The organism is Arthrobacter sp. D2-10 (genome assembly GCF_054161285.1).
Genome location: NZ_CP096431.1, coordinates 1,958,072 through 1,983,646 on the forward strand (window position 1 = coordinate 1,958,072; position 25,575 = coordinate 1,983,646).

At 62.9% G+C, this 25,575-nt stretch carries 14 protein-coding genes and 2 tRNA genes; 4 read left to right on the forward strand and 12 right to left on the reverse strand.

Going from position 1 to position 25,575, the window contains the following annotated elements:
- Position 1 precedes the first annotated feature (1 nt).
- Together ileS and M1D74_RS09120 are read right to left on the reverse strand one after the other, a co-directional pair.
- Complete coding sequence (gene ileS, locus M1D74_RS09115) at positions 2-3,298, reverse strand: isoleucine--tRNA ligase (RefSeq protein WP_458115127.1); 3,297 nt, start codon at positions 3,296-3,298, stop codon at positions 2-4.
- A gap of 336 nt (positions 3,299-3,634) precedes the next feature.
- Positions 3,635-4,390: an SDR family oxidoreductase gene (locus M1D74_RS09120; RefSeq protein WP_458115128.1), complete on the reverse strand. Its 756-nt coding sequence runs from the start codon at positions 4,388-4,390 to the stop codon at positions 3,635-3,637.
- A 67-nt stretch (positions 4,391-4,457) separates the two neighbouring features.
- Between M1D74_RS09120 and valS the strand changes: the two genes are divergently transcribed.
- The gene (gene valS, locus M1D74_RS09125; protein ID WP_458115129.1) at positions 4,458-7,094 is read left to right on the forward strand and encodes a valine--tRNA ligase; all 2,637 of its coding nucleotides are present in this window, start codon (positions 4,458-4,460) and stop codon (positions 7,092-7,094) included.
- A gap of 88 nt (positions 7,095-7,182) precedes the next feature.
- Here valS and M1D74_RS09130 read toward each other — a convergent pair whose 3' ends face one another.
- The 6 genes from M1D74_RS09130 to M1D74_RS09155 all read right to left on the reverse strand — a co-directional run bounded on the left by M1D74_RS09130 (position 7,183) and on the right by M1D74_RS09155 (position 12,535).
- Positions 7,183-7,803: a mycothiol-dependent nitroreductase Rv2466c family protein gene (locus M1D74_RS09130; protein ID WP_309124075.1), complete on the reverse strand. Its 621-nt coding sequence runs from the start codon at positions 7,801-7,803 to the stop codon at positions 7,183-7,185.
- A gap of 127 nt (positions 7,804-7,930) precedes the next feature.
- Complete coding sequence (clpX, locus tag M1D74_RS09135; protein ID WP_309069960.1) at positions 7,931-9,223, reverse strand: ATP-dependent Clp protease ATP-binding subunit ClpX; 1,293 nt, start codon at positions 9,221-9,223, stop codon at positions 7,931-7,933.
- A gap of 187 nt (positions 9,224-9,410) precedes the next feature.
- Positions 9,411-10,085, reverse strand: coding sequence for an ATP-dependent Clp protease proteolytic subunit (locus tag M1D74_RS09140; RefSeq protein ID WP_309069959.1), 675 nt, complete (start codon positions 10,083-10,085; stop codon positions 9,411-9,413).
- 43 nt (positions 10,086-10,128) lie between these two features.
- Entirely contained in the window at positions 10,129-10,725 is a 597-nt protein-coding gene (locus M1D74_RS09145) for an ATP-dependent Clp protease proteolytic subunit (protein WP_309070035.1), read from the reverse strand.
- A gap of 195 nt (positions 10,726-10,920) precedes the next feature.
- Positions 10,921-12,351, reverse strand: coding sequence for a trigger factor (gene tig, locus M1D74_RS09150; protein WP_309124074.1), 1,431 nt, complete (start codon positions 12,349-12,351; stop codon positions 10,921-10,923).
- A 110-nt stretch (positions 12,352-12,461) separates the two neighbouring features.
- Positions 12,462-12,535 (reverse strand) — tRNA-Pro (locus tag M1D74_RS09155).
- 139 nt (positions 12,536-12,674) lie between these two features.
- Between M1D74_RS09155 and M1D74_RS09160 the strand changes: the two genes are divergently transcribed.
- Positions 12,675-12,748 (forward strand) — tRNA-Gly (locus M1D74_RS09160).
- A gap of 66 nt (positions 12,749-12,814) precedes the next feature.
- Here the strand turns inward: M1D74_RS09160 and M1D74_RS09165 are convergent.
- Both M1D74_RS09165 and M1D74_RS09170 read right to left on the reverse strand, forming a co-directional pair.
- Positions 12,815-13,711, reverse strand: a complete 897-nt coding sequence (locus M1D74_RS09165) for an Fpg/Nei family DNA glycosylase (protein ID WP_458115130.1) — start codon at positions 13,709-13,711, stop codon at positions 12,815-12,817.
- Positions 13,711-14,184, reverse strand: coding sequence for a ribose-5-phosphate isomerase (locus M1D74_RS09170; protein ID WP_309072363.1), 474 nt, complete (start codon positions 14,182-14,184; stop codon positions 13,711-13,713). The genes M1D74_RS09165 and M1D74_RS09170 overlap by 1 nt, the downstream gene beginning before the upstream one ends.
- A gap of 159 nt (positions 14,185-14,343) precedes the next feature.
- Here M1D74_RS09170 and M1D74_RS09175 point away from each other — a divergent pair, with 159 nt between their 5' ends.
- Positions 14,344-15,939: a multicopper oxidase family protein gene (locus tag M1D74_RS09175; RefSeq protein ID WP_309072364.1), complete on the forward strand. Its 1,596-nt coding sequence runs from the start codon at positions 14,344-14,346 to the stop codon at positions 15,937-15,939.
- A gap of 623 nt (positions 15,940-16,562) precedes the next feature.
- On the opposite strand, the gene M1D74_RS09180 is transcribed toward M1D74_RS09175, so the two are convergent.
- Both M1D74_RS09180 and M1D74_RS09185 read right to left on the reverse strand, forming a co-directional pair.
- Positions 16,563-19,700, reverse strand: a complete 3,138-nt coding sequence (locus M1D74_RS09180) for a chitobiase/beta-hexosaminidase C-terminal domain-containing protein (protein ID WP_458115131.1) — start codon at positions 19,698-19,700, stop codon at positions 16,563-16,565.
- A gap of 436 nt (positions 19,701-20,136) precedes the next feature.
- Positions 20,137-22,692 carry an IPT/TIG domain-containing protein gene (locus M1D74_RS09185; RefSeq protein ID WP_458115132.1) on the reverse strand — a complete coding sequence of 852 codons (2,556 nt, stop codon included), beginning with the start codon at positions 22,690-22,692 and terminating at the stop codon, positions 20,137-20,139.
- Between the two features lie 262 nt (positions 22,693-22,954).
- On the opposite strand from M1D74_RS09185, the gene pepN reads away from it, so the two are divergent.
- The gene (pepN, locus tag M1D74_RS09190; protein WP_309124061.1) at positions 22,955-25,507 is read left to right on the forward strand and encodes an aminopeptidase N; all 2,553 of its coding nucleotides are present in this window, start codon (positions 22,955-22,957) and stop codon (positions 25,505-25,507) included.
- Positions 25,508-25,575: the final 68 nt, after the last annotated feature.

Below are 25,575 nucleotides of genomic sequence, written 5' to 3' on the forward strand. Positions count from 1 at the left end.
TTCATGCCTGGCGCTCCACTTTCACCGAAACTCCGTCTGACTGCCCAGCCGCAGCCACGACGAGTTCGAGTTCGTCCGTCAATGTTTCCTGCTTGACCAGTTCCGCATGCGCTTCAAGCGCCGAGAGTGTGTCCGCGTCGGCCTCCACCGTGGTGACCACCCGGTCACTGATGTGGAAGTCTGCATCCCGGCGTGCCTGCTGGATGGATCGGATGATGTCACGGGCAGTGCCCTCCGCCGCCAACTCCGACGTGACCTCCGTGTTCAGCACGAGGAAACCTCCGCCGGGCAGGACTGCGACGGCCGCGCTGGCGCCGGCTGCGCCGTCGCTGTCGACCACGGTTTCCAGCGTGTATTCGCTGGGCTCCAGAGCGAGGCCGCCGGCGGTGACAGCACCGGCGTCGTCCACCGACCAGTCGCCCGACTTCGCCGCCTTGATGGCGGTCTGGACATTCTTGCCCAGGCGCGGCCCGGCGGCCCGCGCGTTCACCACGAGCTTCTGCGAGATTCCGAACTCTTCCGGGGAGGCATCGGCGGAATCGATCAGGCGCACGGATTTGATGTTCAGTTCGTCCGCGATGATGGCGCGGTACTGTCCCTCAAGCTCCGCCGCGGAGGGTGCCACTACCGTCAGCTCGGAGAGCGGCAGGCGTACGCGAAGGTTTGCCGCCTTTCGCAGGCTCGATCCGGTTGAGCAGATCTGCCGGGTCCGTTCCATCCGCTCCACCAGTTCCGGCGCAGCAGCAAACGACGACGACGCCGCCCAGTCGGTCAGGTGCACGGAGCGCCCGCCGGTCAGGCCGCGCCAGATCTCCTCGGTGACCAGGGGCAGGAGCGGCGCGGCAACGCGGGTGACAGCTTCCAGGCAGGTGAAGAGGACGTCGAAGGCGTCCGTATCTTCATCGAAGAACCGCTGCCGTCCGCGACGGACATACCAGTTGGTGAGGGTGTCCAAGTACCGGCGCAGCGCCTCGCACGCATCGCTGATGTTGAACGCGTCGAGCGAGTTCGTCATGTCCTCCACCAGGTTTCCGGTGTACGCGAGGATGTAGCGGTCCAGCGGGTCTGCGAGGGTTTCTGCGGCTTCGGCCGTCACCGCCTTCGCCTCGTAGCCGGCACCGCCCGCGGCAGCGTTCGTATACAGCCGGAAGAAGTGCCAGACGTTCCAGAGCGGAAGGATGACCTGGCGGACACCGTCCCGAATGCCCTGCTCGGCGACAACGAGATTGCCGCCGCGGAGGATGGGCGAAGCCATCAGGAACCAGCGCATTGCGTCCGAGCCGTCACGGTCGAGGACTTCAGAAACATCGGGGTAGTTCTGCAGGCTCTTGGACATTTTCTGGCCGTCGGAGCCAAGGACGATTCCATGGCTGATGACGTTCTTGAACGTGGGCCGGTCGAACAGCGCAGTCGCCAGGATGTGGAGCGTGTAGAACCAACCGCGGGTCTGGCCGATGTACTCGACGATGAAGTCCGCCGGGTTGTGCGACTCGAACCAGTCCTCGTTCTGCATCGGATAGTGAACCTGGGCGTACGGCATCGACCCGGAGTCGAACCAGACGTCCAGAACATCGGCCACCCGTCTCATGGTCGACTGGCCTTGTTCAGGCGTACGCGGATCGTCCGGGTTCGGGCGGGTCAGCTCGTCGATGAACGGCCGGTGGAGGTCGACCTCACCGGATGCGTTGCGCGGCAGGCGTCCGAAGTCCCTCTCGATCTCAGCGAGGGATCCGTACACGTCGGTGCGGGGATAGTTCGGATCATCCGACACCCACACGGGGATGGGGCTGCCCCAGTAACGGTTGCGGCTGATCGACCAGTCGCGCGCGTTCTCAAGCCATTTGCCGAACTGCCCGTCCTTCACATTGTCCGGGATCCAGTTGATCTGCTGGTTCAGCTCGACCATGCGGTCCTTGATCTTCGTCACCTCGACGAACCAGGAGGATACCGCCCGGTAGATCAACGGGTTGCGGCAGCGCCAGCAATGCGGGTAGCTGTGCACGTAACTGGCCTGGCGCATCAGCCGGCCGCCGTCACGCAGCACGCGGGTGATGGTCTTGTTGGCGTCGAAGACCTGGACTCCGACGATGTCCGCCAGGGGTCCGTTCTCGAACATCCGCAGGAAACGGGCGCCCTCGTCCACGGAGAGGATCACCTGGATACCGGCGTCCTCACAGATTTTTTGGTCCTCTTCGCCGTAGGCCGGCGACTGGTGCACGATTCCGGTTCCGTCCGTCGTCGTGACGTAGTCAGCCACCAGGAACCGGAAGGCGTTCCGGTAGCCGCCGCGTTCAGGATCGGTGAGGTAATCCCAGAGCGGCTCGTACTCGAGGCCTCCGAGTTCGGTGCCGCGGTGTGTGCCCGTGACGGCGGCGCGCGCGTCCTCAGCAGACGGGTAGCCGAAGTCCTTCGCGTAACCGGACAGCAGCTCCTCCGCGATCAGGAAGCGGCGTCCGGCGAGGTCACCGGCCCCGGGCAGCAGCGCGTAATGGATGTCGGGCCCGATGGCGAGGGCAGCGTTGGTGGGCAGGGTCCACGGTGTGGTGGTCCAGGCGAGCGCCTCGACTCCGGCAAGCTCCTGTGACAACGATGAATCACCGGCGAGAATCGGGAAGGTCACCGTGACGGTCTGGTCCTGGCGGTCCTGGTAGACGTCGTCGTCCATGCGCAGCTCATGGTTGGAGAGCGGTGTCTCGTCCTTCCAGCAGTACGGCAGCACCCGGTAACCGTTGTACGTCAGGCCTTTGGCGTGCAGGGTCTTGAAGGCCCAGAGCACCGACTCCATGTATTCGACGTTGAGGGTCTTGTAGTCGTTCTCGAAGTCCACCCAGCGCGCCTGGCGCGTGACATAGTCACGCCACTCCCCCGCGTACTTCATCACAGAGGCACGACAGGCGTCATTGAACTTGTCGATACCCATGGCTTCGATCTGCTTCTTGTCGCTCATCCCGAGCTGCTTCATCGCCTCGAGTTCGGCGGGCAGTCCGTGGGTGTCCCACCCGAAGCGGCGCTCAACGCGGCGACCGCGCTGGGTCTGGTATCGCCCGACGAGGTCCTTGGCGTATCCGGTCAGCAGGTGCCCGTAGTGCGGCAGGCCGTTGGCGAAGGGCGGACCGTCGTAGAAGACGAACTCGTTCGTTCCGTTCTCACCGGCGTCGCGCTGGTCGATCGACGCCTGAAAGGTGCCGTCCTCGTCCCAGTAGGTGAGAACCCGTTCCTCGAGCTCTGGGAACCGGGGCGAAGCGGAGCCGGAAACCGCCGGATCAGCGGCGGAGGCCTTGGGATAGATCTGTGACATGTGGTGTGTCCTGAAGCTGCGGATATTCGGCGGGCAGGGGCGGTCTTTCTGCAAGGACGAACATCACGCCGGCGCCTTGGCTCCGGCCGCGAATCCGCGGTACCACCTCGCTTGCCCGCACCCGCCTCCCGAATACGGAAGGGCCGGTACTGGCCGCTTCATGTCTGCTGTGACGGGCTTACCCGTCCGGTTCTACTGATCCGCCGCTGCGAACGTTCTTCCGGAAGCTCACCGGTGATGGCCGGGTCTGCGCTGTTGCCCCAATTCTAGCCCGCCGGCTCCGGATAGGGCGAACGACGCCGGGGATCACCCAGGTCAGCTCCATAAGGAGCGCGTTCAGCTCGTGCGGATCACCTTGTGTGCCGCCGCCTGGGCCAACGGACGCACAACGATCTGATCCAGGTTCACGTGATGGGGAACGGAAACGGCGTAGGACACAACATCGGCCACATCTTCGGCCGAGAGCGGCTTCTCGACACCCGCGTACACCTTCTCCGCCGCAGCTTCGTCTCCCAACCGTCTCAGGGAGAACTCCTCGGTATGGACCATGCCCGGCAGGATCTCGACCACCCGGACATTGTGTTCGACCTCCTCGAGGCGCAGCGCCTGGGTCAGCGCGTGCTGGGCTGCCTTGGCGGCGTTGTAACCGGCGCCGCCTTCATAGGCAACCAGTGCCGCGGTCGAGGTCAGGTTCAGCACCGTGCCGTTCTTGTTCTCCCTCAGCATCGGCAGGAATGCGCGGACCAGCTTCATGGTGCCGAGCACGTTTGCCTCGTACATCCATTCCCAGTCCTCGGTTCGCGCGTCCGCGACCCAGTCGGTCCCACGGGCGCCGCCGGCGATGTTGATGAGGGTGTCGATGCCGCCGCCTTCGGTGACTTCGCCCACCAGGCGGGCAACGCCGTCGTCGTCGGTGATGTCGAGTGCCACGGGAAGCGCGCCTGTTTCCTTTGCCAGGCGGGCCAACCGGTCCTGCCGGCGGGCCACGGCCCAAACCTTCCAGCCGTCCGCGGCCAGGCGCCGAACGGTGGCCTCGCCGATTCCCGAGCTCGCTCCTGTTACAACTGCTGCCCTGTTCTGTGCCGAAGTCATGACCTCAAACTAGCCCACCGGATGCACCCGTCGCAGGTCGGGACAGCCAGCGTGAAACAATCGATTCATGGCACACACACACGAGGGTACAGACACGCCCACACCCGCCCCCATCCACGTTCCCGACAAGCCCGCCCTTGAAGGGCTTGAAGCCGCACTGAATGAGCGCTGGCGCGCCGAAGGAACGTACACCTTCAATCCGGAGACCACGCGCGGGGATGTCTACTCCATTGACACCCCGCCTCCCACCGCGTCCGGTTCGCTGCACGTTGGTCACGTTTTCTCCTACACCCAGACGGACGTCATCGCCCGCTACCAGCGCATGACCGGCAAGAACGTCTTCTACCCCATGGGCTGGGACGACAACGGCCTGCCCACCGAGCGCCGCGTACAGAATTATTACGGCGTGCGCTGTGACCCGTCCGTGCCATACAACGCCGGTTACCGGCCTTCCGCGCAGCCCGCAAAGAATCAGCGCGACTTCGACGTCGTTTCCCGCCGGAACTTCATCGAACTGTGCGAGGAGCTTGCGGTTGAGGACGAGAAGGTGTTCGAGCACCTCTTCCAGTCCCTCGGCCTGTCCGTGGACTGGAGCCTGACGTACCGCACTATCGACTCGACCTCGCGTGCGGTATCGCAGCGGGCCTTCCTGGCGAACCTCAAGCAGGGCGATGCCTACCTCGCGGAAGCACCCACGCTATGGGACGTGACCTTCCGCACCGCCGTAGCCCAGGCCGAGCTTGAGGACCGCGAGGTTCCGGGTGCCTACTACCGCTATCCATTCGAGGCCGTGGACGGCACGCTGATCCACATCGAGACCACCCGCCCGGAACTTCTCGCTGCCTGCGTCGCCCTTGTGGCTCATCCTGACGACGAGCGGTACCAGCCCTACTTCGGCAAGACCGTCACCTCCCCCCTGTTCGGCGTCGAGGTCGAGGTCAAGGCGCATCCCCTCGCCAAGCCGGAGAAGGGCGCCGGCATCGCGATGGTCTGTACCTTCGGCGACCTCACGGACGTGACCTGGTGGCGGGAACTCGAGCTGCCCACGCGGGCAATCGTCGGCCGCGACGGCCGCATCCTGGCGGAAACACCGGATTGGATTACGACGACGGCGGGCCGGGACAACTACGCGCGCATCGCCGGCAAGACAGTTTTCTCGGCGAAAGAGGCCGTGGCTGACATGCTTGCTGAGGCCGGTCTGCTGGACGGCGAGCCGAAGAAGATCACCCACCCGGTGAATTTCTTCGAAAAGGGCGACAAGCCGCTCGAAGTGGTCACCAGCCGCCAGTGGTACATCCGCAACGGCGGAAGGGACGCGGATCGCCGGGAAGGGCTTATTGCCCGCGGACGCGAGATCGATTTCCACCCCTCCTTCATGCGCAGCCGTTTCGAGAACTGGATCGAGGGCCTCAACGGTGACTGGCTGATCTCGCGCCAGCGGTTCTTCGGCGTGCCTTTCCCCGTCTGGTACGCGCTGGACGAGGCCGGGACACCGGACTACGGGAACCCGATCCTTCCGTCCGATGACATGCTTCCCGTGGATCCCGTGGCCGAACCGGCACCGGGCTTCGACGAGTCCCAGCGCGACCAACCGGGTGGTTTCATGGGCGACCCGGATGTCCTGGACACCTGGGCGACGTCGTCGCTTTCGCCGCAGATCATCGGCGGCTGGTCGCGGGACGAGGATCTCTTCGGCAAGGTGTACCCCTTCGACCTGCGTCCGCAGGGGCACGACATCATCCGAACCTGGATGTTTTCGTCAGTCGTGCGCGCAGATTCCCTGCTGGATTCGGCGCCGTGGAAGCACGCGGCAATCTCCGGCTGGATCCTGGACCCGGACCGCAAAAAAATGTCGAAGTCCAAGGGCAACGTCGTGGTGCCCACCGACGCCCTCGACCAGTTCGGTTCCGATGCGGTGCGTTACTGGGCAGCATCCGCCAAGCTCGGAGCGGACACGGCGTATGAAATTGCACAGATGAAGATCGGCCGCCGGCTGGCTATCAAGCTGCTCAACGCCTCAAAGTTCGTGCTCAACCTCGGCGCGACGGAGGCCGACATCGTCGGCGAGGATGCTGCGGCGGTCACCAACCCGCTTGACCGTTCCTTGCTGGCGTCGCTGGACGAGGTGGTGCAGCAGGCCACCGCATCATTCGAAAAGTACGATTACGCGCGAGCCCTGCAGCTAACCGAGACGTTCTTCTGGTCGTTCACGGACGATTACGTGGAACTTGTCAAGGACCGCGCGTACGGAAGCGCAGGTGAGGCGGAGAAGGCATCAGTTCTCGCTGCATTGGCCACTACTCTTGACCGCCTGCTGCGGCTCTTCGCCCCCATCCTGCCCTTCGCAACGGAGGAGGTCTGGAGCTGGTGGCGTCACGGGTCGGTGCACCGTGCGGCATGGCCGGCTTCCGGCGCTCTCACCGCAACGGCCCTGGACGCGGACACCGGCATGCTCGCGACCGTCGGTGCTGCACTCGGTGGGCTTCGCAAGGCGAAGTCGGAAGCGAAGGTCAAACAGCGTACCGAGGTACTCTCCGCTGTCATCAGCGGCTCTGAGGCGCAGGTACGCCGGCTTGAAGCCGCGCGTTCCGATCTCAGCGCGGCTGGCAACGCGGCCGACCTTGAACTGCGTGTGCACCAAGGCGACCTATCGGTGAGCGACGTCCGCCTGGCTCCCGCAGAACCACCGGCACAGCCTTCCTGACCCGCGCTTCAGCTGATAACAGCGAAACCCCTCCGGTTGTCACCGGAGGGGTTTAGCTGCTATCCGTGCAATTTGGCTCCAGCCCGGTCTAGTCGAAGCTGGGGCTGGAGGTGCGGGAGCGCTTCAGCTCGAAAAATTCAGGGAAACCGGCCATCATCACAGCGCCGTCAAAGATCCGACCGGCTTCTTCTCCCCGGGGGATGCGCGTCAGCACAGGACCGAAGAATGCGGTGCCGTCGAAGGCCACGACCGGAGTGCCGACTTCGTCTCCTACCTTGTCGATCCCCTCCTGGTGGGACGCCCGCAGCTGCGCGTCGAATTCATCGGTGGTCGCATACTGCGCCAGCGAGGCAGGAAGCCCCGTTTCTTCCAGCGCTTCGCGGATGACGACCCCATAGTCCTTGTTGCCGCCAGCATGAATTCGGCGGCCCATGGCGTCGTAGAGCTTCTTGATGTTGTCGGGGCCGTGCAGTTCGGACGCCGCGATGATTACGCGGACGGGAGCCCACGCCTCTTTCATGCCTGCCTTGTAATCCTCCGGCAGATCTCGACCTTCATTGAGAACGGACAGGCTCATCACATGCCAATCGACCGAAACGCTGCGGACCTTCTCGACCTCGCCCATCCAGCGGGAGGTAATCCACGCGAACGGGCAGACCGGGTCGAACCAGAAGTCGGCCTTCTTCGCAGTGTCGGTAGCAGCAGTCATGAACAGAACTCCTTGGTTGATTGGAATGAGGGTGTACGGGCGGTCACGATGGCGCGCCCTCCTACCCTGCCAACCTGACCCCGGCGGCCGGTATTCCCGCGGCGAGTGCCGTCCTGGCTAGTCGCGACTAGGCGGACTTGTTGCGCCGCTTGGCGACGACGTCGTGCGAAATAAGGGTCGGCTCGGCGGACTTGTCGACCACGGCAGCGCTGATGACAACTGTGGCAATGTCCTCACGACTGGGAAGGTCGAACATCACGGGAAGCAGTACTTCCTCCATGATGGCACGGAGGCCACGTGCGCCTGTTCCCCGCTCCAGGGCTTGATCAGCGATCGCTTCGAGGGCCTGTGGCTCGAAGACCAGTTCAACGCCGTCCAGGGCGAACATCTTCTGGTACTGCTTGATCAGCGCGTTCTTCGGTTCGGTGAGGATCTGCATCAGGGCCGGACGGTCAAGGTGGGTCACCGTGGTGATTACCGGAAGGCGTCCAATGAATTCCGGGATCAGTCCGAACTTCAGCAGGTCCTCGGGCATGACGTCACCGTAACTTGCTTCTTCGTTCTTCAACGAGCTCAACGGTGCGCCGAAGCCGATACCCTTGCGTCCTGCCCGCGACCCAATGATCTCTTCCAGTCCAGCGAAGGCCCCCGCCACGATGAAGAGAACGTTTGTGGTGTCGATCTGGATGAATTCCTGGTGGGGGTGCTTGCGTCCGCCCTGCGGAGGCACTGAGGCGACTGTGCCTTCGAGGATCTTAAGCAGAGCCTGCTGAACGCCCTCACCGGATACGTCCCGCGTAATGGAAGGGTTCTCGCTCTTGCGGGAGATCTTGTCGATCTCATCGATGTAGATGATTCCCTGCTCGGCCTTCTTGACGTCATAGTCTGCCGCCTGGATGAGCTTGAGAAGGATGTTCTCGACATCCTCGCCGACGTAACCGGCCTCCGTGAGGGCAGTTGCGTCGGCGACCGCGAAAGGCACGTTGAGGCGTCGGGCCAGGGTTTGGGCGAGGTACGTCTTGCCGCAACCCGTGGGTCCGATCAGCAGGATGTTTGACTTTGCGATCTCTACATCTTCGGCCGGCGAAGCGTCTGAGAGATTGGCGGATGCGCGGGGCGTATGTCCGGACTGGATGCGCTTGTAATGGTTATAGACGGCGACTGCCAGTGAACGCTTGGCCGGCTCCTGGCCAATTACGTACTCCTGCAGAAAATCAAAGATTTCGCGCGGCTTCGGCAGCTCGAAGGTACCGAGGTCGGCTACTTCAGAGAGCTCTTCCTCGATGATTTCGTTGCACAATTCAATGCATTCGTCACAGATGTAGACGCCCGGGCCCGCAATGAGCTTTCGGACCTGCTTCTGGCTTTTGCCACAGAAAGAGCACTTGAGTAGATCGGTGCTCTCACCAATGCGAGCCATGTGTCAGTCCCCTTACGTGGTACTGGTGTGTTCCGCCGAAGTCTTCGGCCGCTACCAACTGATGTCTGATGGGACGGTCTCCATGCGTCGACTAAGTTCCACTCTAGGCCACTTGGTGGCCCGAATCAGCAATATAGCGCCCGTGGTCTTCCTCTATTACCGAACACCACGGGCGCCACACAACCCGCTACGGCTTGTTGATCTTCGGCGGGGTGATCTTGCGTGAGGTCAGCACCTCATCGACAAGGCCATAGGCCTTGGCATCCTCCGCGGTCAGAATCTTGTCCCGCTCAATGTCAACGTTGACCTGCTCGGAAGTCTTCCCGCTGTGCAGCGCCAGCGTATCCTCGAGCCAGGCGCGCATACGCATAACCTCGTTAGCCTGAATCTCAAGGTCCGAGGCCTGACCGCCCTGGCCTCCGCCAAGCGCCGGCTGGTGGATCAGCACACGGGCGTTGGGCAGCGCCAGCCGCTTGCCGGGCGCTCCGGCAGCAAGCAGTACGGCCGCCGCACTCGCAGCCTGGCCCAGGCAGACTGTCTGGATCTCGGGACGGATGAACTGCATGGTGTCGTAGATTGCAGTCATGGCCGTGAAGGAGCCGCCCGGGGAGTTGATGTACAGCGTGATGTCCCGCTCCGGGTCGGTCGATTCAAGGACAAGCAGCTGCGCCATGACGTCATCTGCGGAGGCGTCGTCGACCTGGACGCCCAGGAAGATGATGCGGTCCTCAAAGAGTTTGGTGTACGGATCCTGGCGCTTGAAACCGTAGGGCGTGCGCTCCTCGAACTGGGGAAGGACGTAGCGGTTGCTCGGCAGCTGGGGGGCCCGGCCGCCGGCCGCGGCAGAAAAATCGTGATTCATGGTGCCTCCTGTGTGGCAGGTCAGTGAAAGTGGGCTGTACGGGTCAGTCGCGGTTTGTTCCGCCGCCGCCGGAGACGGAACCCGCATGAGCGGAAATCTTGTCGAAGAACCCGTACTCGAGGGCCTCCTGCGCGGTGAACCACTTGTCGCGGTCGTTGTCCTTGAGGATGGTCTCCACAGACTGTCCGGTCTGCTCCGCCGTCAGTTCGGCCATGACCCGCTTCATGTGCAGGATCAGTTCCGCCTGGATCTTGATGTCCGAAGCGGTACCGCCGATTCCGCCGGAGGGCTGGTGCATCAGGATGCGTGCGTGCGGGGTGGCGTAACGCTTCCCCTTGGTTCCGGACGACAGCAGGAACTGCCCCATGGACGCCGCGAGCCCGGTAGCGACGGTGACCACGTCGTTCGGTATGAACTGCATGGTGTCGTAGATAGCCATACCCGCGGTGACGGACCCGCCGGGCGAGTTGATGTAGAGGAAGATGTCCTTCTCGGGATCCTCTGCGGAGAGCAGGAGCAGTTGCGAGCAGATGGCGTTCGCATTCTCATCCCGCACCTCTGAGCCGAGCCAGATGATGCGCTCCCGCAGGAGACGGTTGTAGATGTAGTCGTCACGGCTGGCAGGATCAACGGTTGCCATGGTCGGTGTGGTGTATTCGGGTGCCATTGCTGATTGACCTCTCACTCAGGTTTTTCTCTCACTGGACACTAACCTGTTTGGTTGATGTTTTGCTCCCGCGCCCTCAACTGTTCGCTGACGGCGTTAGGAGGCGGATCCCTTAACGGCAGATGCCGCCAGCACGGGGCTGACGGCATCTGACGAAGCGTTGGAAGACTAGGCCTTGGTAGGCTCCGCGTTCGCACCATCGGTGTCCTCGACGGGTGCATCGGAATCGACGGCACTTGCGCCGGGCGTTTCAGCAGCTGCATCCTCGACGGGTGCGCCTTCTCCCCCAGCCTGATCGGCTTCCCCTGCCGGACGCACAAAGTCGGACAGATCCACAGTCTCGCCATTCGTGTCAGTCACAACAGCAAGCTCCAGCACCTTGGCGAGAGCCTTGCGGCGGCGTACTTCGCCGACGATCATCGGAACCTGGCCACTCTGATCCAGCATCTGGGCAAACTGGTTCGGATCCATGCCGTACTGGCTGGCTGAAGTGACGATGTAGTCGATCAGCTCGTTCTGGCTGACGCCGATTTCTTCCTTTTCAGCAACAGCATCAAGGACGATCTCATTGCGGAAGGCCTGCTGGGTGTTCTCACGGATTTCAGCGCGGTGCTCTTCCGTGTCGTGGTCAGCTCCGGCTGAGTGGCTGCTCTCGGAGTTGAAGTGCTGCTCGAGCTGCTCCTCAACAACGGATTCCGGCACCGGAACCTCGACGAGCTCGAGGAGCTTCTCCAGGACCTTGTCGCGGGCCTCGACGCCCTGCTCGACGAGCTTGTCCTCGGCGGATCGCTTCGCCAGGTCGGCGCGCAGCTCATCGATGGTGTCGAATTCGCTGGCCAGCTGGGCGAAGTCATCATTGGCGTCGGGGAGCTCGCGCTCCTTCACTGCCTTCACGACGACGGTTACCTCTGCAGCCTTGCCGGTGTGCTCACCACCGGCGAGGGTGGTCTCAAAGGTCGAGGATTCCTCCGCGCTCAGGCCGGTGACTGCTTCGTCCATGCCCTCGAGCATGGTGCCGGAACCAACCTGGTAGGAGATGTCGGCAGCGGAATCCACTTCCTCGCCGTCGATCTTCGCAGTCAGGTCAAGGGTGAGGAAGTCACCGTCGGTCGACGGACGGTCCACTTCCTTCAGGGTGCCGAAACGGCCGCGAAGTTCGTCGAGTGCCTTCACAACGTCCTCATCGGACGCTTTGGCAGCCTCAACCGTTACCTCCAGGCCGGAGTATTCGGGAAGCTCGATCTCCGGACGGACGTCCAGTTCGACGGTGAAGAGAAGCTGGCCGTCCTGCGCGGACGGATCCGGAACCTCGGTGATCTCAACCTCGGGCCGGCTCAAGGGACGGATCTTCGTCTCCTGAACGGCGCTCTGGTAAAAACCGTTCAGCCCATCGTTGATCGCGGTCTCGATGACGTAACCGCGGCCGACGCGCTGGTCGATCAACTTGTTGGGGACCTTGCCCTTGCGGAAACCCGGAACCTGCACCTGGCTTGCGATGGTCTTGTAGGCAGCTTCGATGTTCGGCTTGAGTTCCTCGAAAGGGACCTCCACGTTGAGCTTCACTCGCGTGGGAGTGAGGTTTTCGACAGCGCTCTTCACAGCCTAGTACTCCTGAATGATAGGGATCGGTTCTGCACCGGGTATACGGATCCGGCAAAGGATCGCTTCTGCACCGCTTGATGCAGAGTTCTGCACCGTTCAACACAGAGTCGGGGTGACAGGATTTGAACCTGCGACTTCCTGCTCCCAAAGCAGGCGCTCTTCCAAGCTGAGCTACACCCCGTTAGTGCAGAGGCAAGTCTACGAAAGAAACGGCATCGTTGCACATTTTGAGAATTGGGCGGCCCTGTGATGTAGTTATATGCGTTCCAGCCCATCGCGGAGAGTCAACGTGTTCGCGAGTCTGAAAGACAGCCGGTTCCGGGGATGTAGCTTAATGGTAAAGCCTCAGTCTTCCAAACTGATTACGCGGGTTCGATTCCCGTCATCCCCTCCACTCCCCTGATGGATCAGGCGCATCGAGCGCCTGATCCATTCTAGTTTCCAAGCAGCGGCAGCGGATTCAGCGTGCCTGGCACTGTGGGCACCAGTAGAGCTTCCGCGCTCCCATCTCGGCCATCGCCACCTGCGTAGCACAGATCCGGCATTCCAGGCCCGTTCGCTTATAGACGTAGTGTGCGTCCTCCGTCCGAATCTCCGAGGCCTCCAAATGTTCGGCTGACCGGTGTTCCGGCTTCGTCGTAATAATCCGACCCTCACGGACTCCGTCGTTCATAAGATGGACGAGGTCGTCCCACAGCGCCAGCACGTCGCCTTCGGCTAACGCAACACCTTGCAGCCAGGGATGCAACCGGTGCCGGAACAGCACCTCAGCGCGGTAGACATTGCCGACACCCGCAATGACGCTCTGATTCATGAGTGAGAGACCCACCGCCGTCCGGGTACGCCGCACCCGCTCGACGAACTCGGCAGGATCGGAATCCGGATCAAGCGGATCAGGTCCGAGCTTCCCAATGAGGGCGTCGCGTTCGGCGCCGGTGATCAGCTCGCACGCAGTGGGACCGCGCAGGTCCGCCCAGCCATGTTCGGACACCAGGCGAACCCGTACAGCTCCCACCGAGGGCGGCGGGCCGGCGTAGGAGGCTGCGCCGTCGTCGTCGGCGGTCTCCCGCTCTCCCACCCGGCGTGGGGCGCCGATGCTGGAGGCCCCTCGAAACTCGCTGTCTCCACCGAAGCTCCACGCTCCGTACAACCCCAGGTGGACGCGCAGCACCAGGTCGTTGTCGAACTCGAGAAACAACTGTTTGCCGTGCGCCCGGGCGCCGGTCAGGACAGCCCCGTTGAGGCGCTCCGCTCCGGCGGAGAACCGACCCTGCGGGCTGCTCAACTGCAGCCGCTCACCGGTGAACACGGACGTGAACTGCCGCGCAAGCCGATGTATTGAGTGACCTTCGGGCACTACGGCAGTATCTCCCCGGTGGTCTCGTACACGGCGATCTTGCTGATTCGGCGCACGTGGCGTTCGGCACCACTGAACGGCTCTGCGAGGAACGCTTCAACAATGGAGGTGGCTTCCTCCAACGAGTGTTGCCGACCGCCGAGCGCCACGATGTTCGCGTCGTTGTGCTGCCGCGCAAGCCGTGCGGTGTCCAGATTCCAGGCCAGCGCTGCGCGCACGCCACGGACCTTGTTTGCCGCGATCTGTTCGCCGTTCCCGGAACCGCCCAGCACTATCCCGAGGGCTTCGACGCCGGAAAGCTGGTCGTCAACTACTGCCACCGCGGCGTTGATGCAGAACGAGGGGTAGTCGTCCTCGGCGTCGTACACAGACGGGCCATGGTCGACCATCTCGAATCCCCTGGCGCTCAGATGCTCAACGAGATGTGCACTGAGTTCCATGCCGGCATGGTCGGTTGCGATATGAACGCGCATGTAAGGTCCGTTCCGAAGTTCTGGGTGGGGTCTGATCCAAGATTAGTGCCTGGTTGGCCCGCACCTCCCGTGGCTGTGCGCCGTGTGGCAGGGTGCAGCCCTAGTTTTCTCCAAGCACCGAAGTACATCCTTTCGATACATCCTAAGAAAGGAAGACCGATGTCTGTATCTCGGCGACAGGTCCTCACCATGGGGGGACTTGGGGTAATTGGCGCAGGGGCGCTTGCTGTCCCCTTCAGTTCCATCAGCGCCAAGTCGGCCAGCAAGCTCGCCGACGTCGATATGCCGCTGCCGTACAGGACACCTCTTACGGTCCCGCCTATCCTGGAGCCGTACGCGGTTGGGCGCGCACCGGACGGCGCCAAGGTCCACTACTACAGCGTCACGCAGAAGGCAGGCACCGCAAAAATCCTGCCGCGCCTGACGACGCCGATTCTTGGCTACAACGGAATCTTCCCCGGCCCCACGATCGACCTCCTTCAGGGGACGCGGGCCGTGCTCAAGATCCGGAACCAGTTGCCTCAGACGCACCCGCTGCACGGTCACACGCTTTCCACCTCGACACACCTGCATGGTTCGGCCTCGCTCCCCCAATTCGACGGCTATGCCAGCGACGTCACTCCCCCGGGGTTCGCGAAGAATTACGAGTACCCCAACTTCCAGTCCGCCCGAACGCTTTGGTACCACGACCACAACGTGCACCACACCGCGGAAAACGCCTACTCGGGACTCTCGGCGCAGTTCTGCATGCATGACCCTGCTGAGCGGGAGCTGCTGCCGCAGAACGAGTTCGACGTCCCACTGACCTTCTCTGACGCGATGTTCGCTGCCGATGGAAGCCTCGCCTACGACGACAACTCGCACTCCGGGTTGTGGGGCGACGTGATCCTCGTCAACGGCAAGCCGTGGCCGGTGATGAAGGTGCAACGCCGCGTATACCGCTTCCGTATCCTCAATGCGTCGATCTCCCGTTCATTCCGCCCGACTCTGAGCACCGGCGAGCCCGTTCATATCGTGGCGACCGACGGGGGCCTCATGCCCAAGACCCAGTCGGTTGAGTCCTGGCGTCATGCCGGCGCAGAGCGCTACGAGATACTCGTCGACTTCTCCGCATATCAGCCTGGTCAGCGAGTGGAACTGCGCAATCTCTCGAACAAGAACAACGTGGACTACGACTTCACCGACCGGATCATGGCTTTCGATGTGACCGACCAACCCGTGGACACTACGGATCACACCTGGAATACGATCCCGCAGACGCTGGCCAACCACGAGGTGATGGATCTCCGTCCGACCCGTGACACCCGCGTCCGGAAGTTCGAGGTAAAGCGCAACGATAGTGTCTGGGTCATCGGTGAGGACTCCTGGGCCGACATCATCGCCAGCGGGTACCGCCGCGTGTGCGCAGATCCCGACCTCGGTGCACAGGAGATCTGGGAGTTTGAAAACAGCTCCGGCGGCTGGTTCCACCCGATCCACATCCACCTGGTCGATTTCCAGATCCTGAGCCGCAACGGCCGGGCTCCGTTCTCCTACGAAATGGGACCAAAGGATGTGGTCTACGTCGGCGAGGGAGAAACGGTCCGCCTGCTCATGAAGTTCGGTCCGCATCGGGGCAAGTACATGATTCACTGCCACAACCTGCCTCATGAGGACCACGACATGATGACCCAGTTCAGCGTCGGCTTGAAGCCCGGCGACGTTGACCTCAATGACCCCATGAAGGCCGCTCCGGCTTTCTGGGATGGTGAATAGGCCCGACCCGCCCTCTCTTCCAGTCCAGGCGGTCCTCCCGGCGACAGGAGGACCGCCTGGACTTCCTTCTGACCAAGACCCGACGGTAACCTTCGGCGTGAATCAGCATGACGGAGGTGTGCACGCACTGCCGGGCGATTCTTCGTCGTGGCGCGCCGACCTGTCCGGATCACGCGTGCCGTCGCCTTTGCCTGCCGGTTCCGCCCTGCAGTAACGCGGAGGCGTTTGGGCGCCCAGCGGGCAGCCGAGCCGGCTCAGCCGACCGACCTCGCTTTCATTTCCTCGGGAAGGTCGGCTTACGCACGGGATGGAGGGGGTCACCGGCGGGTCCTGCTGGGGGTGCGTGGTCGGCGGTGCTACCGGCACCACCGACCACGTTGGAACCGGTTGCTGATCCGGAGTTGTTTCTGGTTAGTTCCAGGTGATCGAGTTAGAGCCGTCCGCTGACTCTTCCGAGGCAAGTCGGTGTGCGAGATGCGCCGTGGGCACACCGCTGCGCCTTTGGCTGCTGGCACGCAGCTACACCACGTAAGTATCTGCAGCACAGAGGAAGGCTTCCGACGCTGGGACAGCATCGCAAGCCTTCCTCTGTGCTGCGGGGCAGAATCGCCCGATGATGGTGTTTAGAGGATGTAGGTCATCGAGTTCCAGCCCGTGCCAACCTGAACCCGTGGCTGCCACCCCTTGGCACCATTACCCGGGTACAGCCACAACCGGCCGTCCCTATCCCGAGCCAACACATCCACCTTCCCGTCACCGGAGAAGTCACCGGGAGCGACGATGCTCGTCATCGAGTTCCAGCCCGTGCCAACCTGAACCCGTGGCTGCCACCCCTTGGCACCATTACCCGGGTACAGCCACAACCGGCCGTCCCTATCCCGAGCCAACACATCCACCTTCCCGTCACCGGAGAAGTCACCGGGAGCGACGATGCTCGTCATCGAGTTCCAGCCCGTGCCAACCTGAACCCGTGGCTGCCACCCCTTGGCACCATTACCCGGGTACAGCCACAACCGGCCGTCCCTATCCCGAGCCAACACATCCACCTTCCCGTCACCGGAGAAGTCACCGGGAGCGACGATGCTCGTCATCGAGTTCCAGCCCGTGCCAACCTGAACCCGTGGCTGCCACCCCTTGGCACCATTACCCGGGTACAGCCACAACCGGCCGTCCCTATCCCGAGCCAACACATCCACCTTCCCGTCACCGGAGAAGTCACCGGGAGCGACGATGCTCGTCATCGAGTTCCAGCCCGTGCCAACCTGAACCCGTGGCTGCCACCCCTTGGCACCATTACCCGGGTACAGCCACAACCGGCCGTCCCTATCCCGAGCCAACACATCCACCTTCCCGTCACCGGAGAAGTCATGTCCCTGGATGGCAGCGGGGATATTGACCGTGAACACCCATTCTCCGAGCTGGCTCACATTGCCCGCGGCGTCCACTGCAATCGCCCGAAGCGTCGTCGTTTGTGCGATGGTGATGGGCCCGGTGTAGAGGGTACTGGTCAGGGTGGGTTGGGAACCGTCAGTGGTGAAGCGGATGGCCGCACCCTCGGTGGCGGCGAGCGTCGCCGTCGTGGCCGCAGTGAAGGTGCCGCCCGGTGTCGTTGTCGAGAGCACCGGAGCCACCGTGTCGATCGTGTACGTCTCCGTGACGACCGGCGACGGCACACCCTGGTTCAGTGCCATGAACTTCAGGATCGTGTCTGCCGTGATGGCGATGGGCTCGGTGTACTGAACGCCGTCGGGCTCGGGGTCCGTGCCGTCCGTGGTGAAGAAGATCGGCAGGCCCGCCGGACTGGACGTCAATGCCACCGTTTGCTGTGTATTGAAGGCGCCGCCCGGGATGCTTGCAGCAGCAGTCGGGACTGCCGGTGGGGTTGCGCCTACCGTGCGGCCCTGGACAACAAAGTTGGTAGTCGTGCCCAGACTTCTGTTGACCGTTTCGCCCAGGGAGTTCGTAACCTGGCGGATCTCGAAGTAGTTGGTGTTGTAGGGGCTACCCGTAACTGCGTGCGGGGTTGACCCATCACCGAGGTAGCCGGCAGGAGCGCCCTCAGTCCACTGCAGGAACGGTCCGATCTTCGATTCGAGCAACGGTTCGAAGACACCATCGCCGTTCATGCTGCCGAGGTCCTCCGTGTAGCGGAGGCTACCCGTATCATCGGCGACAACCTGGAACGATCCGTAGGGATGGGTGACCTCGTAGATGGAACCGATCTCGAAGACCTCGTCGCCACGGACGCGAATGCGACCGAAAGCGACTTCGTCTCCGACGGCAGCTCCCTCGCCGGTGAACGCAGCTTCAAGCGCGAGGGTCAGACGGACTTCTTCGCCGTCGACGGGAAGGAATGCTTCAGCGGCCCACCAGAAGGACTCGCCCGGGAAGTTCCGTGGGAACTCGAGTGGATCCAAGGGGAACGGAAGCTCCTCAATGATGGGGCACAGCGGGTCGTCCAGGCAGAGGTCGAGCTGCACGCCGTTGTTGTCCTCGATCCAGGCGGGATAGCCGTGGCTGTCAGGAGCCGCAGAAACAGGGCCGAGTGCCTTCAGGTTATGAATGACGTAGCGGAAGTCCCGGATCTCGCCCGCCCTGCCGGTGTTATCGACGGCGACGGCCCGGATTGTTGTCGTATGCCCCACTGGGATCGGTGTACCTGTGTACTCGCTTGTGGTGCCCGTTGCGCCGCCTGCTGTGAACGTCGGATCCGACCCGTCGAGAGTGTAGTAAACCCTTGCCGTTCCGGTCGCAGCCGTTCCCGTCAGCGTGACCTGCTGAGGCCCGGCGTGGGATGGGAGCGCGGCGTCCGGAGAAGCATCGATCCACGGGCTGGTGGCATCCAGGTTGTAGGTTTCGCTCTGGACGGCAGTGCGCTGTTCCGGATCCGCCATGCTGACCGCCATGTAGTTCAGAACGGTAGTTCCCGGTGTAGCGAGCGTTACCGGTGCGACGTCGGCGTCGCCAACTGTTGGCTCCCAAAGTACCCCGTTGCTGACCGAACCGTCCTCGGCTACCGCCGGCACAGAGCCGTCAGTCGTGTAGACAATCGTTGCTTCATCCGGGAAGGAGGCCTGGATGTTTACGGTCGTGGCTTCCTTGTAGGTGCCACCGGGCTTGTCTACATGCGCCCGTACTGTAGCGATCTTGCCCTGCACTGCGAAGAGGTCGGTCTGGACCCGTGCGAGGCCAGGCCCTTCAAGGCTGAAATAGTTAGTGTTGGAGGGGCTACCGGTTACGGTGTGCTCGACGTTCGGGTCGCCGATGGATCCGGCGGGGGCGGCGGGCAAGGTGTTGTCCCAGGTGAGGAACGGGCCGATCTTTCCGTCCAGCGGCTCAGTCCAGTCGCAGGGCTGCTGCAGACAGCCAAGATCCTCCGTGAAGCGGACGCGCCCACGGTCATCTGCGGTGACCTCGAAGACACCATAGGGCGTCGTTGCCGTATAAGTGGCGTTTGCTTGCGCTTCATCAAAACGGATGCGCATACGAGCGAATGCGTTTTGCTGGCCCTGGGCAACATCGCCGGCTCCGCCGAACGCAGCTTCCGTGGCCATGATGAGGCGGGCCTCTTCCCCGCCCGGCAGCGCAAGCGCGGCTTCAGCTGACCACCAGAAGGATTCGTCAGGGAAGTTGCCTGGGATTGCCGGGGGCTGTGACGGGTCGTAGCCCTCCGCGACCACCGGACACACGGTGGCGACATCCAGGCAAAGCTCCAGCCGGAGGCCATTGTTGTCGCCATACCAGTACGGGTAGCCAGTCACCGGGTTAACCGGACCGACCTCCCCCTGAGGGCCTGTGGCAACAGCCGCCGGAAGTATGGCGGCCGGCTGGATCGCAGCCCCAGCTGGTGGTGGTCCAAAGGTGGACAGGAGCACAACCGCTGAAGCAGCGATACCGGTCCCTCTCCATATCTTGCTCGCACGGGGGTTGGCCCCCGCTGCGTTGTGCCTACCGTCCGAATGCATCATCGTCTCCCTGATGGTTTCCAAGTGCTCCGGCGAACGAGACCGCTGCCGGTGTGGGCAGTAGAAACGTTGCCCAAGGTCAACAGTGCCGAGCGGACGCTAGGAATACCTTGAGGAAAGGACTGGGGAAGAGCCCCCGGTCCAACCGCACCACAATCAGCCATAGGAAGGCCGACAGGCTGTTGGCAGCCTGTCGGCCTTCCTGCGGGGCAGAATCGCCCGATGATGGTGTTTAGAGGATGTAGGTCATCGAGTTCCAGCCCGTGCCAACCTGAACCCGTGGCTGCCACCCCTTGGCACCATTACCCGGGTACAGCCACAACCGGCCGTCCCTATCCCGAGCCAACACATCCACCTTCCCGTCACCGGAGAAGTCACCGGGAGCGACGATGCTCGTCATCGAGTTCCAGCCCGTGCCAACCTGAACCCGTGGCTGCCACCCCTTGGCACCATTACCCGGGTACAGCCACAACCGGCCGTCCCTATCCCGAGCCAACACATCCACCTTCCCGTCACCGGAGAAGTCACCGGGAGCGACGATGCTCGTCATCGAGTTCCAGCCCGTGCCAACCTGAACCCGTGGCTGCCACCCCTTGGCACCATTACCCGGGTACAGCCACAACCGGCCGTCCCTATCCCGAGCCAACACATCCACCTTCCCGTCACCGGAGAAGTCACCGGGAGCGACGATGCTCGTCATCGAGTTCCAGCCCGTGCCAACCTGAACCCGTGGCTGCCACCCCTTGGCACCATTACCCGGGTACAGCCACAACCGGCCGTCCCTATCCCGAGCCAACACATCCACCTTCCCGTCACCGGAGAAGTCACCGGGAGCGACGATGCTCGTCATCGAGTTCCAGCCCGTGCCAACCTGAACCCGTGGCTGCCACCCCTTGGCACCATTACCCGGGTACAGCCACAACCGGCCGTCCCTATCCCGAGCCAACACATCCACCTTCCCGTCACCGGAGAAGTCATGTCCCTGGATGGCAACAGAGGGCTGCGGCGCAGGTTCGTAGGAGTAACTCAGCGCGTTGGAGGTGCCATGCGGTGTCGTGATCGCCACGTCCGCGTTCCCGGAAGCATGCTCTGGAGCAATGAAGGAGAGTTCGGTCGCCGACGTTACGGTGACGCTCTCTACCGGAATGTTCACTCCGCCGATCGTCACGGAGGTCTCCCCGGGCAGGAAACCATCTCCCACAACCGTGACTGGTGTCCCGCCTGCCGCCGGACCGGAGCTGGGCGTCAGCGACACGGCGGTCGGCGCCGTCGGGACGGCGGTCGCGCTGTACGTGTATGTGACCTCGTTGGAGGGACCTGCCGCCGTCGTAATGAAAATGGTGACCGGGCCTTCCGTCCCGGCGGGAGCCAGGAAGGAGAGTTCGGTGTCGGAGATAACAGTGACGTCATCGTCCAGGAATGAGGCGGTATCCATAGTCACTGAAGTGGCCCCCGGAACAAAGCCGGTGCCCCTTAGCGTCACGACGTTGTTGCCCTCCAGCGGGCCGGAGTTCGGGGAAACAGATGTGATGGTCGGTGGCACGGTGACCGCCAGGTACGTGAGTTCCATGGAGCCGCTGGTGCCGACCGGCGTGGTGACGCTCACCGGGACGGTGCCGGCGGGATGCGCCGGAGCCTTGATGATGAGGGTGCCGGTGTTCATCACTTCAACGTCGGAGGGTGAAATGACCTTGTCGCCGATCGTGACGCTGGTGCGGCCGCTGATGAAGCCGGAGCCAAAGACCCAGACCTCTTTACCTCCCGTAGCTGCAACTTCATCCGGGTCGAGTTCGTCGACCTCCGGCGCCTCCGGGGCAGGTTCGTTATAAATGAACTCAAGTGCGTTGGTCGTGCCCGAGGGAGTTGTCGCTGTCACAGCCGCAGGGCCTGCGACGTTGGCCGGCGTCTCGAAGCTCAGTTCCGTATCCGACAGAACGACGACGTCGCCCGCTGCCTTCCCTCCGACGCTCACCGTTGTATCCGCCGTGAAGCCGGACCCATGCATCGTCACAGTGTCGCCGCCCGTTGTCACGCCGTCAGCCGGCGTCAGCTCCTCGGCCGACGGAGCAGCGGGCCGGTCCACGCGCTCGCAGCTGACGTCACCGATCGAGATCCTGCCCAGCCAGATGGAGGCAATTTCGCCTACCTCCGTCACTTTGCCCTTGAGCAGGAGATTGACGGAGAGACCGTTCACCTTCGCTGATGACGCGTTGGAGCTTGTGCTACCAGGGCGGACCTTCGCGATCACGTCTGCGCGGGTCATCCCGGGGACAGTTGCCGAGGCCTTTACTTCAAGGCCTTCAGCAGGGATGCCTGTCGGATCGACTTCGGTGCCCAGCACTGTCACGCCCTGCGCGTCAGTCTCAGCCTCCGGAAGCGCGCCGGAAAGGCAATCGGCCGACGAAGACACCTGCTGTGCCGACACGGCGCTCACGCCGAGAACAGATACGGAAAGGTCCTCGACAAGCGCGGAACTGCTGCTACCACCCTCGCCTGACACCGTGTCGAGCGTTGCGACGCCAGCTGCAGCGGCGCCCTTGAGCGTGCCGAAGTGAGCTGAAAGGTCGGGGATCAACAGCTCCCCCCCGGGTGGTCCTTTCGTTGCTGCGGCTGCATCGACCTCCAGCACGGCTGTACCACCGAGTTCCAGGGAGAGTTGCATCTTCACAGCCGACGCATTCGCCTCACCTGGCGCGGCGATCGCGGGCATAGCAACCATCGCGCTCCCGCCGATCGCGAGCGCCGACGCGATAGCGGTGGCCCTTGTAGTGCTCCATCTCGCGGACATGTTCACACTCCTATGCAGTCCGGACAGCCGCATCAACCGAATCGCCACTGGTGGCGAGGCGTCGCACGACTGTCGTGCTGGTGCAACGGTAAGGAGACGACCTTGTGAACAGGTTGAGCTCGGCGTTCAGGCGAATGCCCCTGAGGAATTGGCGCGGAAAAGGCGAAATGGTGAAGGATCTAAGTTCTGCGTAAGGTGGATCACACCGTGTTACAACGCGGTCAGTCCACTCCTTACTCTCGGAGGCATCACCTTGCCAGGTATGAACCTGACGCGGGACGAAGCACGCCAGCGGGCGGCCACAGTCAGCGTCCACAGCTACGTCATCAATCTCGACCTAACCCGCGGGGGCTCGGTTTTCCGATCGACCACCGTGGTCTCCTTCGACGCCGAGCAGGGTGCGTCCACCTTCATTGACGCTGTTACCTCTGCCGTGCACCGGGTGACGCTTAACGGTGTGGACCTTGACGTCACAGATGTGGCCGACGGTGTGCGTATCCGCCTGGACAACCTCGCCACCTCCAACGAGCTGGTTGTGGATGCCGACATGCTGTACATGAACACCGGCGAGGGCCTCCACCGGTTCGTTGATCCCGTGGACAACGAGGTCTACCTCTATACGCAGTTCGAGGTTCCCGATTCCCGACGCGTTTTCGCTGTCTTCGAACAGCCGGATCTGAAGGCCACGTTCCGCTTCACCGTGACAGCGCCGTCCCACTGGGATGTCATCTCCAATTCGCCGACCCCTGAGCCCGTACAGGCCGGTTCAGCGGACGACGGCGGAGCTCGCTCCACGTGGGCATTCGAACCGACACCCGTGCTGTCCTCGTACGTCACCGCGCTGATTGCCGGGCCGTACCAGTCCGTGCGCAGCGAACTGACGAGCTCCGATGGCCGCACCATTCCGCTGGGCGTTTTCGCCCGGAAGTCACTGATGCAGCATCTGGACGCCGAGAATGTGTTCGAACTGACCCGCCAGGGATTCGAGTTCTTTGAGGCACAGTTCGGCACCCCGTACCCCTTTGAGAAGTATGACCAGCTCTTCGTGCCCGAGTTCAACGCCGGAGCGATGGAGAATGCCGGCGCAGTAACCTTCCTCGAAAGCTACGTCTTCCGATCCCGGGTCACCGAAGCCACCATCGAGCGCCGGGCGATCACCATCCTGCACGAGCTGGCGCACATGTGGTTCGGCGACCTTGTGACCATGCGCTGGTGGAACGATCTCTGGCTGAACGAGTCCTTCGCCGAGTTCATGTCCACCCTCGCATCGGCGGAGGCAACGAAGTTCACGCAGTCGTGGACTACTTTCGCCTCGCTTGAGAAGGCGTGGGCCTACCGTCAGGACCAGCTGCCCTCAACCCACCCCATCGTTGCTCCCATCAATGACCTGGAGGACGTGCAGGTCAACTTCGACGGGATCACGTACGCCAAGGGCGCATCAGTCCTCAAGCAACTGGTGGCTTGGGTGGGCCAGGACAAGTTCATGCAGGGTGTGCGGGAGTACTTCGGCAAGCACGCCTGGTCCAACACCGAGCTCTCCGACCTGCTGGTTGAGTTGGAGAGGGCAAGTGGCCGCGACCTTGGCGAATGGTCCGCCCAGTGGCTGGAGACTGCCGGTGTTAACACCCTCCGTCCAGAGATCAGTTCCGACGACGACGGCGTCATTACCTCGTTCGTTGTCCAGCAGACGGCGGTCGAGGACTACCCCACGATCCGTTCCCACCGCCTCGCGATTGGTTTCTACAACCGGTCAGAGACCGGCCAGCTCGAGCGGTCGCACCGGGTGGAGCTTGATATTGCCGGAGAGCGCACGGAGGTTGGAGAGCTCGTCGGTCTGGAGCGGCCGGACCTGGTGCTGCTCAATGACGATGACCTGGCCTACGCCAAAATCCGACTGGACGACCAGTCGCTGCGGACCGCGACCCGATCGCTCAGGGATTTCCGCGAATCTTTGCCCCGGACGCTTGTGTGGGCTTCCGCGTGGGATGCCGCACGCGACGGTGAAACTCCTGCGCGCAACTATGTTGAGCTGATCCTTCAGAACATCGCTTCGGAATCGGATTCGTCCGTCGTTCTTGTACTTCTCCGGCAGCTGGCTACCACGTTGTTCTTCTATGTGAATCCCGAGGACCGGCAGGCAATGGAAATCGCAGCCGCGGACAGCCTGTGGGAGTTGGCGCAGGGTGCGGAGGCCGGTTCAGACTCCCAGCTGCAGTTTGTGAAGGCGTTCGCCGTACACGCGCAGACCGATCCCCAGCTCGACATCGTCGAAGGAATCCTCGATGAGTCGGGGGCGCCTGCAGGGCTGACCGTCGACGCGGACCTGCGCTGGGAGCTGTTGACCAGTCTCGTCGTGGGCGGACGCAAGGCTCAGCCGGACATCGATGCTGAACTCGAGCGGGACGCCACCGCCACGGGCGCGCTTGCGGCCGCCCAGGCAAAGGCGGCCATTCCAACGCCCGAGGCGAAGCAGCAGGCGTGGGCCGCCATCGTTGATCGCTCGGACATGCCGAATGCGGCGCAGCGTTCAGCGATTGCAGGGTTCACCCGTGTGCACGACACTGCCCTGCTCGAGCCGTTCGCCGCCAAATACTTTGCTGCAGCGAAGGATGTCTGGGAGAGCCGGACCCATGAAATCGCCCAGCAGATCATCGTGGGCCTCTACCCCTCACGCCTGACGACACAAGCGACGCTCGATGCGACCGATGAATTCCTTGGCACGCTCGATTCGGATCTTGCCTCCCTTCGTCGTCTCACGCTGGAGAATCGCGACGGGGTTGCACGCGCATTGAGGGCCCAGGCAGCTGACAAGTAGCGTTTTCCGTGCACCCGATGGCAAGCAGCCGCCCTTCTGCGGTTCCGGGCCATCGGGTGTACTTTGTG

Bases quoted from the DNA above. Each gene is read 5' to 3' on its own strand.
- ileS (WP_458115127.1), bottom strand. From the start codon at position 3,298: ATGTCACAGATCTATCCCAAGGCCTCCGCCGCTGATCCGGCGGTTTCC.
- M1D74_RS09120 (WP_458115128.1), bottom strand. From the start codon at position 4,390: ATGACTTCGGCACAGAACAGGGCAGCAGTTGTAACAGGAGCGAGCTCG.
- valS (WP_458115129.1), top strand. From the start codon at position 4,458: ATGGCACACACACACGAGGGTACAGACACGCCCACACCCGCCCCCATC.
- M1D74_RS09130 (WP_309124075.1), bottom strand. From the start codon at position 7,803: ATGACTGCTGCTACCGACACTGCGAAGAAGGCCGACTTCTGGTTCGAC.
- clpX (WP_309069960.1), bottom strand. From the start codon at position 9,223: ATGGCTCGCATTGGTGAGAGCACCGATCTACTCAAGTGCTCTTTCTGT.
- M1D74_RS09140 (WP_309069959.1), bottom strand. From the start codon at position 10,085: ATGAATCACGATTTTTCTGCCGCGGCCGGCGGCCGGGCCCCCCAGCTG.
- M1D74_RS09145 (WP_309070035.1), bottom strand. From the start codon at position 10,725: ATGGCAACCGTTGATCCTGCCAGCCGTGACGACTACATCTACAACCGT.
- M1D74_RS09170 (WP_309072363.1), bottom strand. From the start codon at position 14,184: ATGCGCGTTCATATCGCAACCGACCATGCCGGCATGGAACTCAGTGCA.
- M1D74_RS09175 (WP_309072364.1), top strand. From the start codon at position 14,344: ATGTCTGTATCTCGGCGACAGGTCCTCACCATGGGGGGACTTGGGGTA.
- M1D74_RS09185 (WP_458115132.1), bottom strand. From the start codon at position 22,692: ATGTCCGCGAGATGGAGCACTACAAGGGCCACCGCTATCGCGTCGGCG.
- pepN (WP_309124061.1), top strand. From the start codon at position 22,955: ATGAACCTGACGCGGGACGAAGCACGCCAGCGGGCGGCCACAGTCAGC.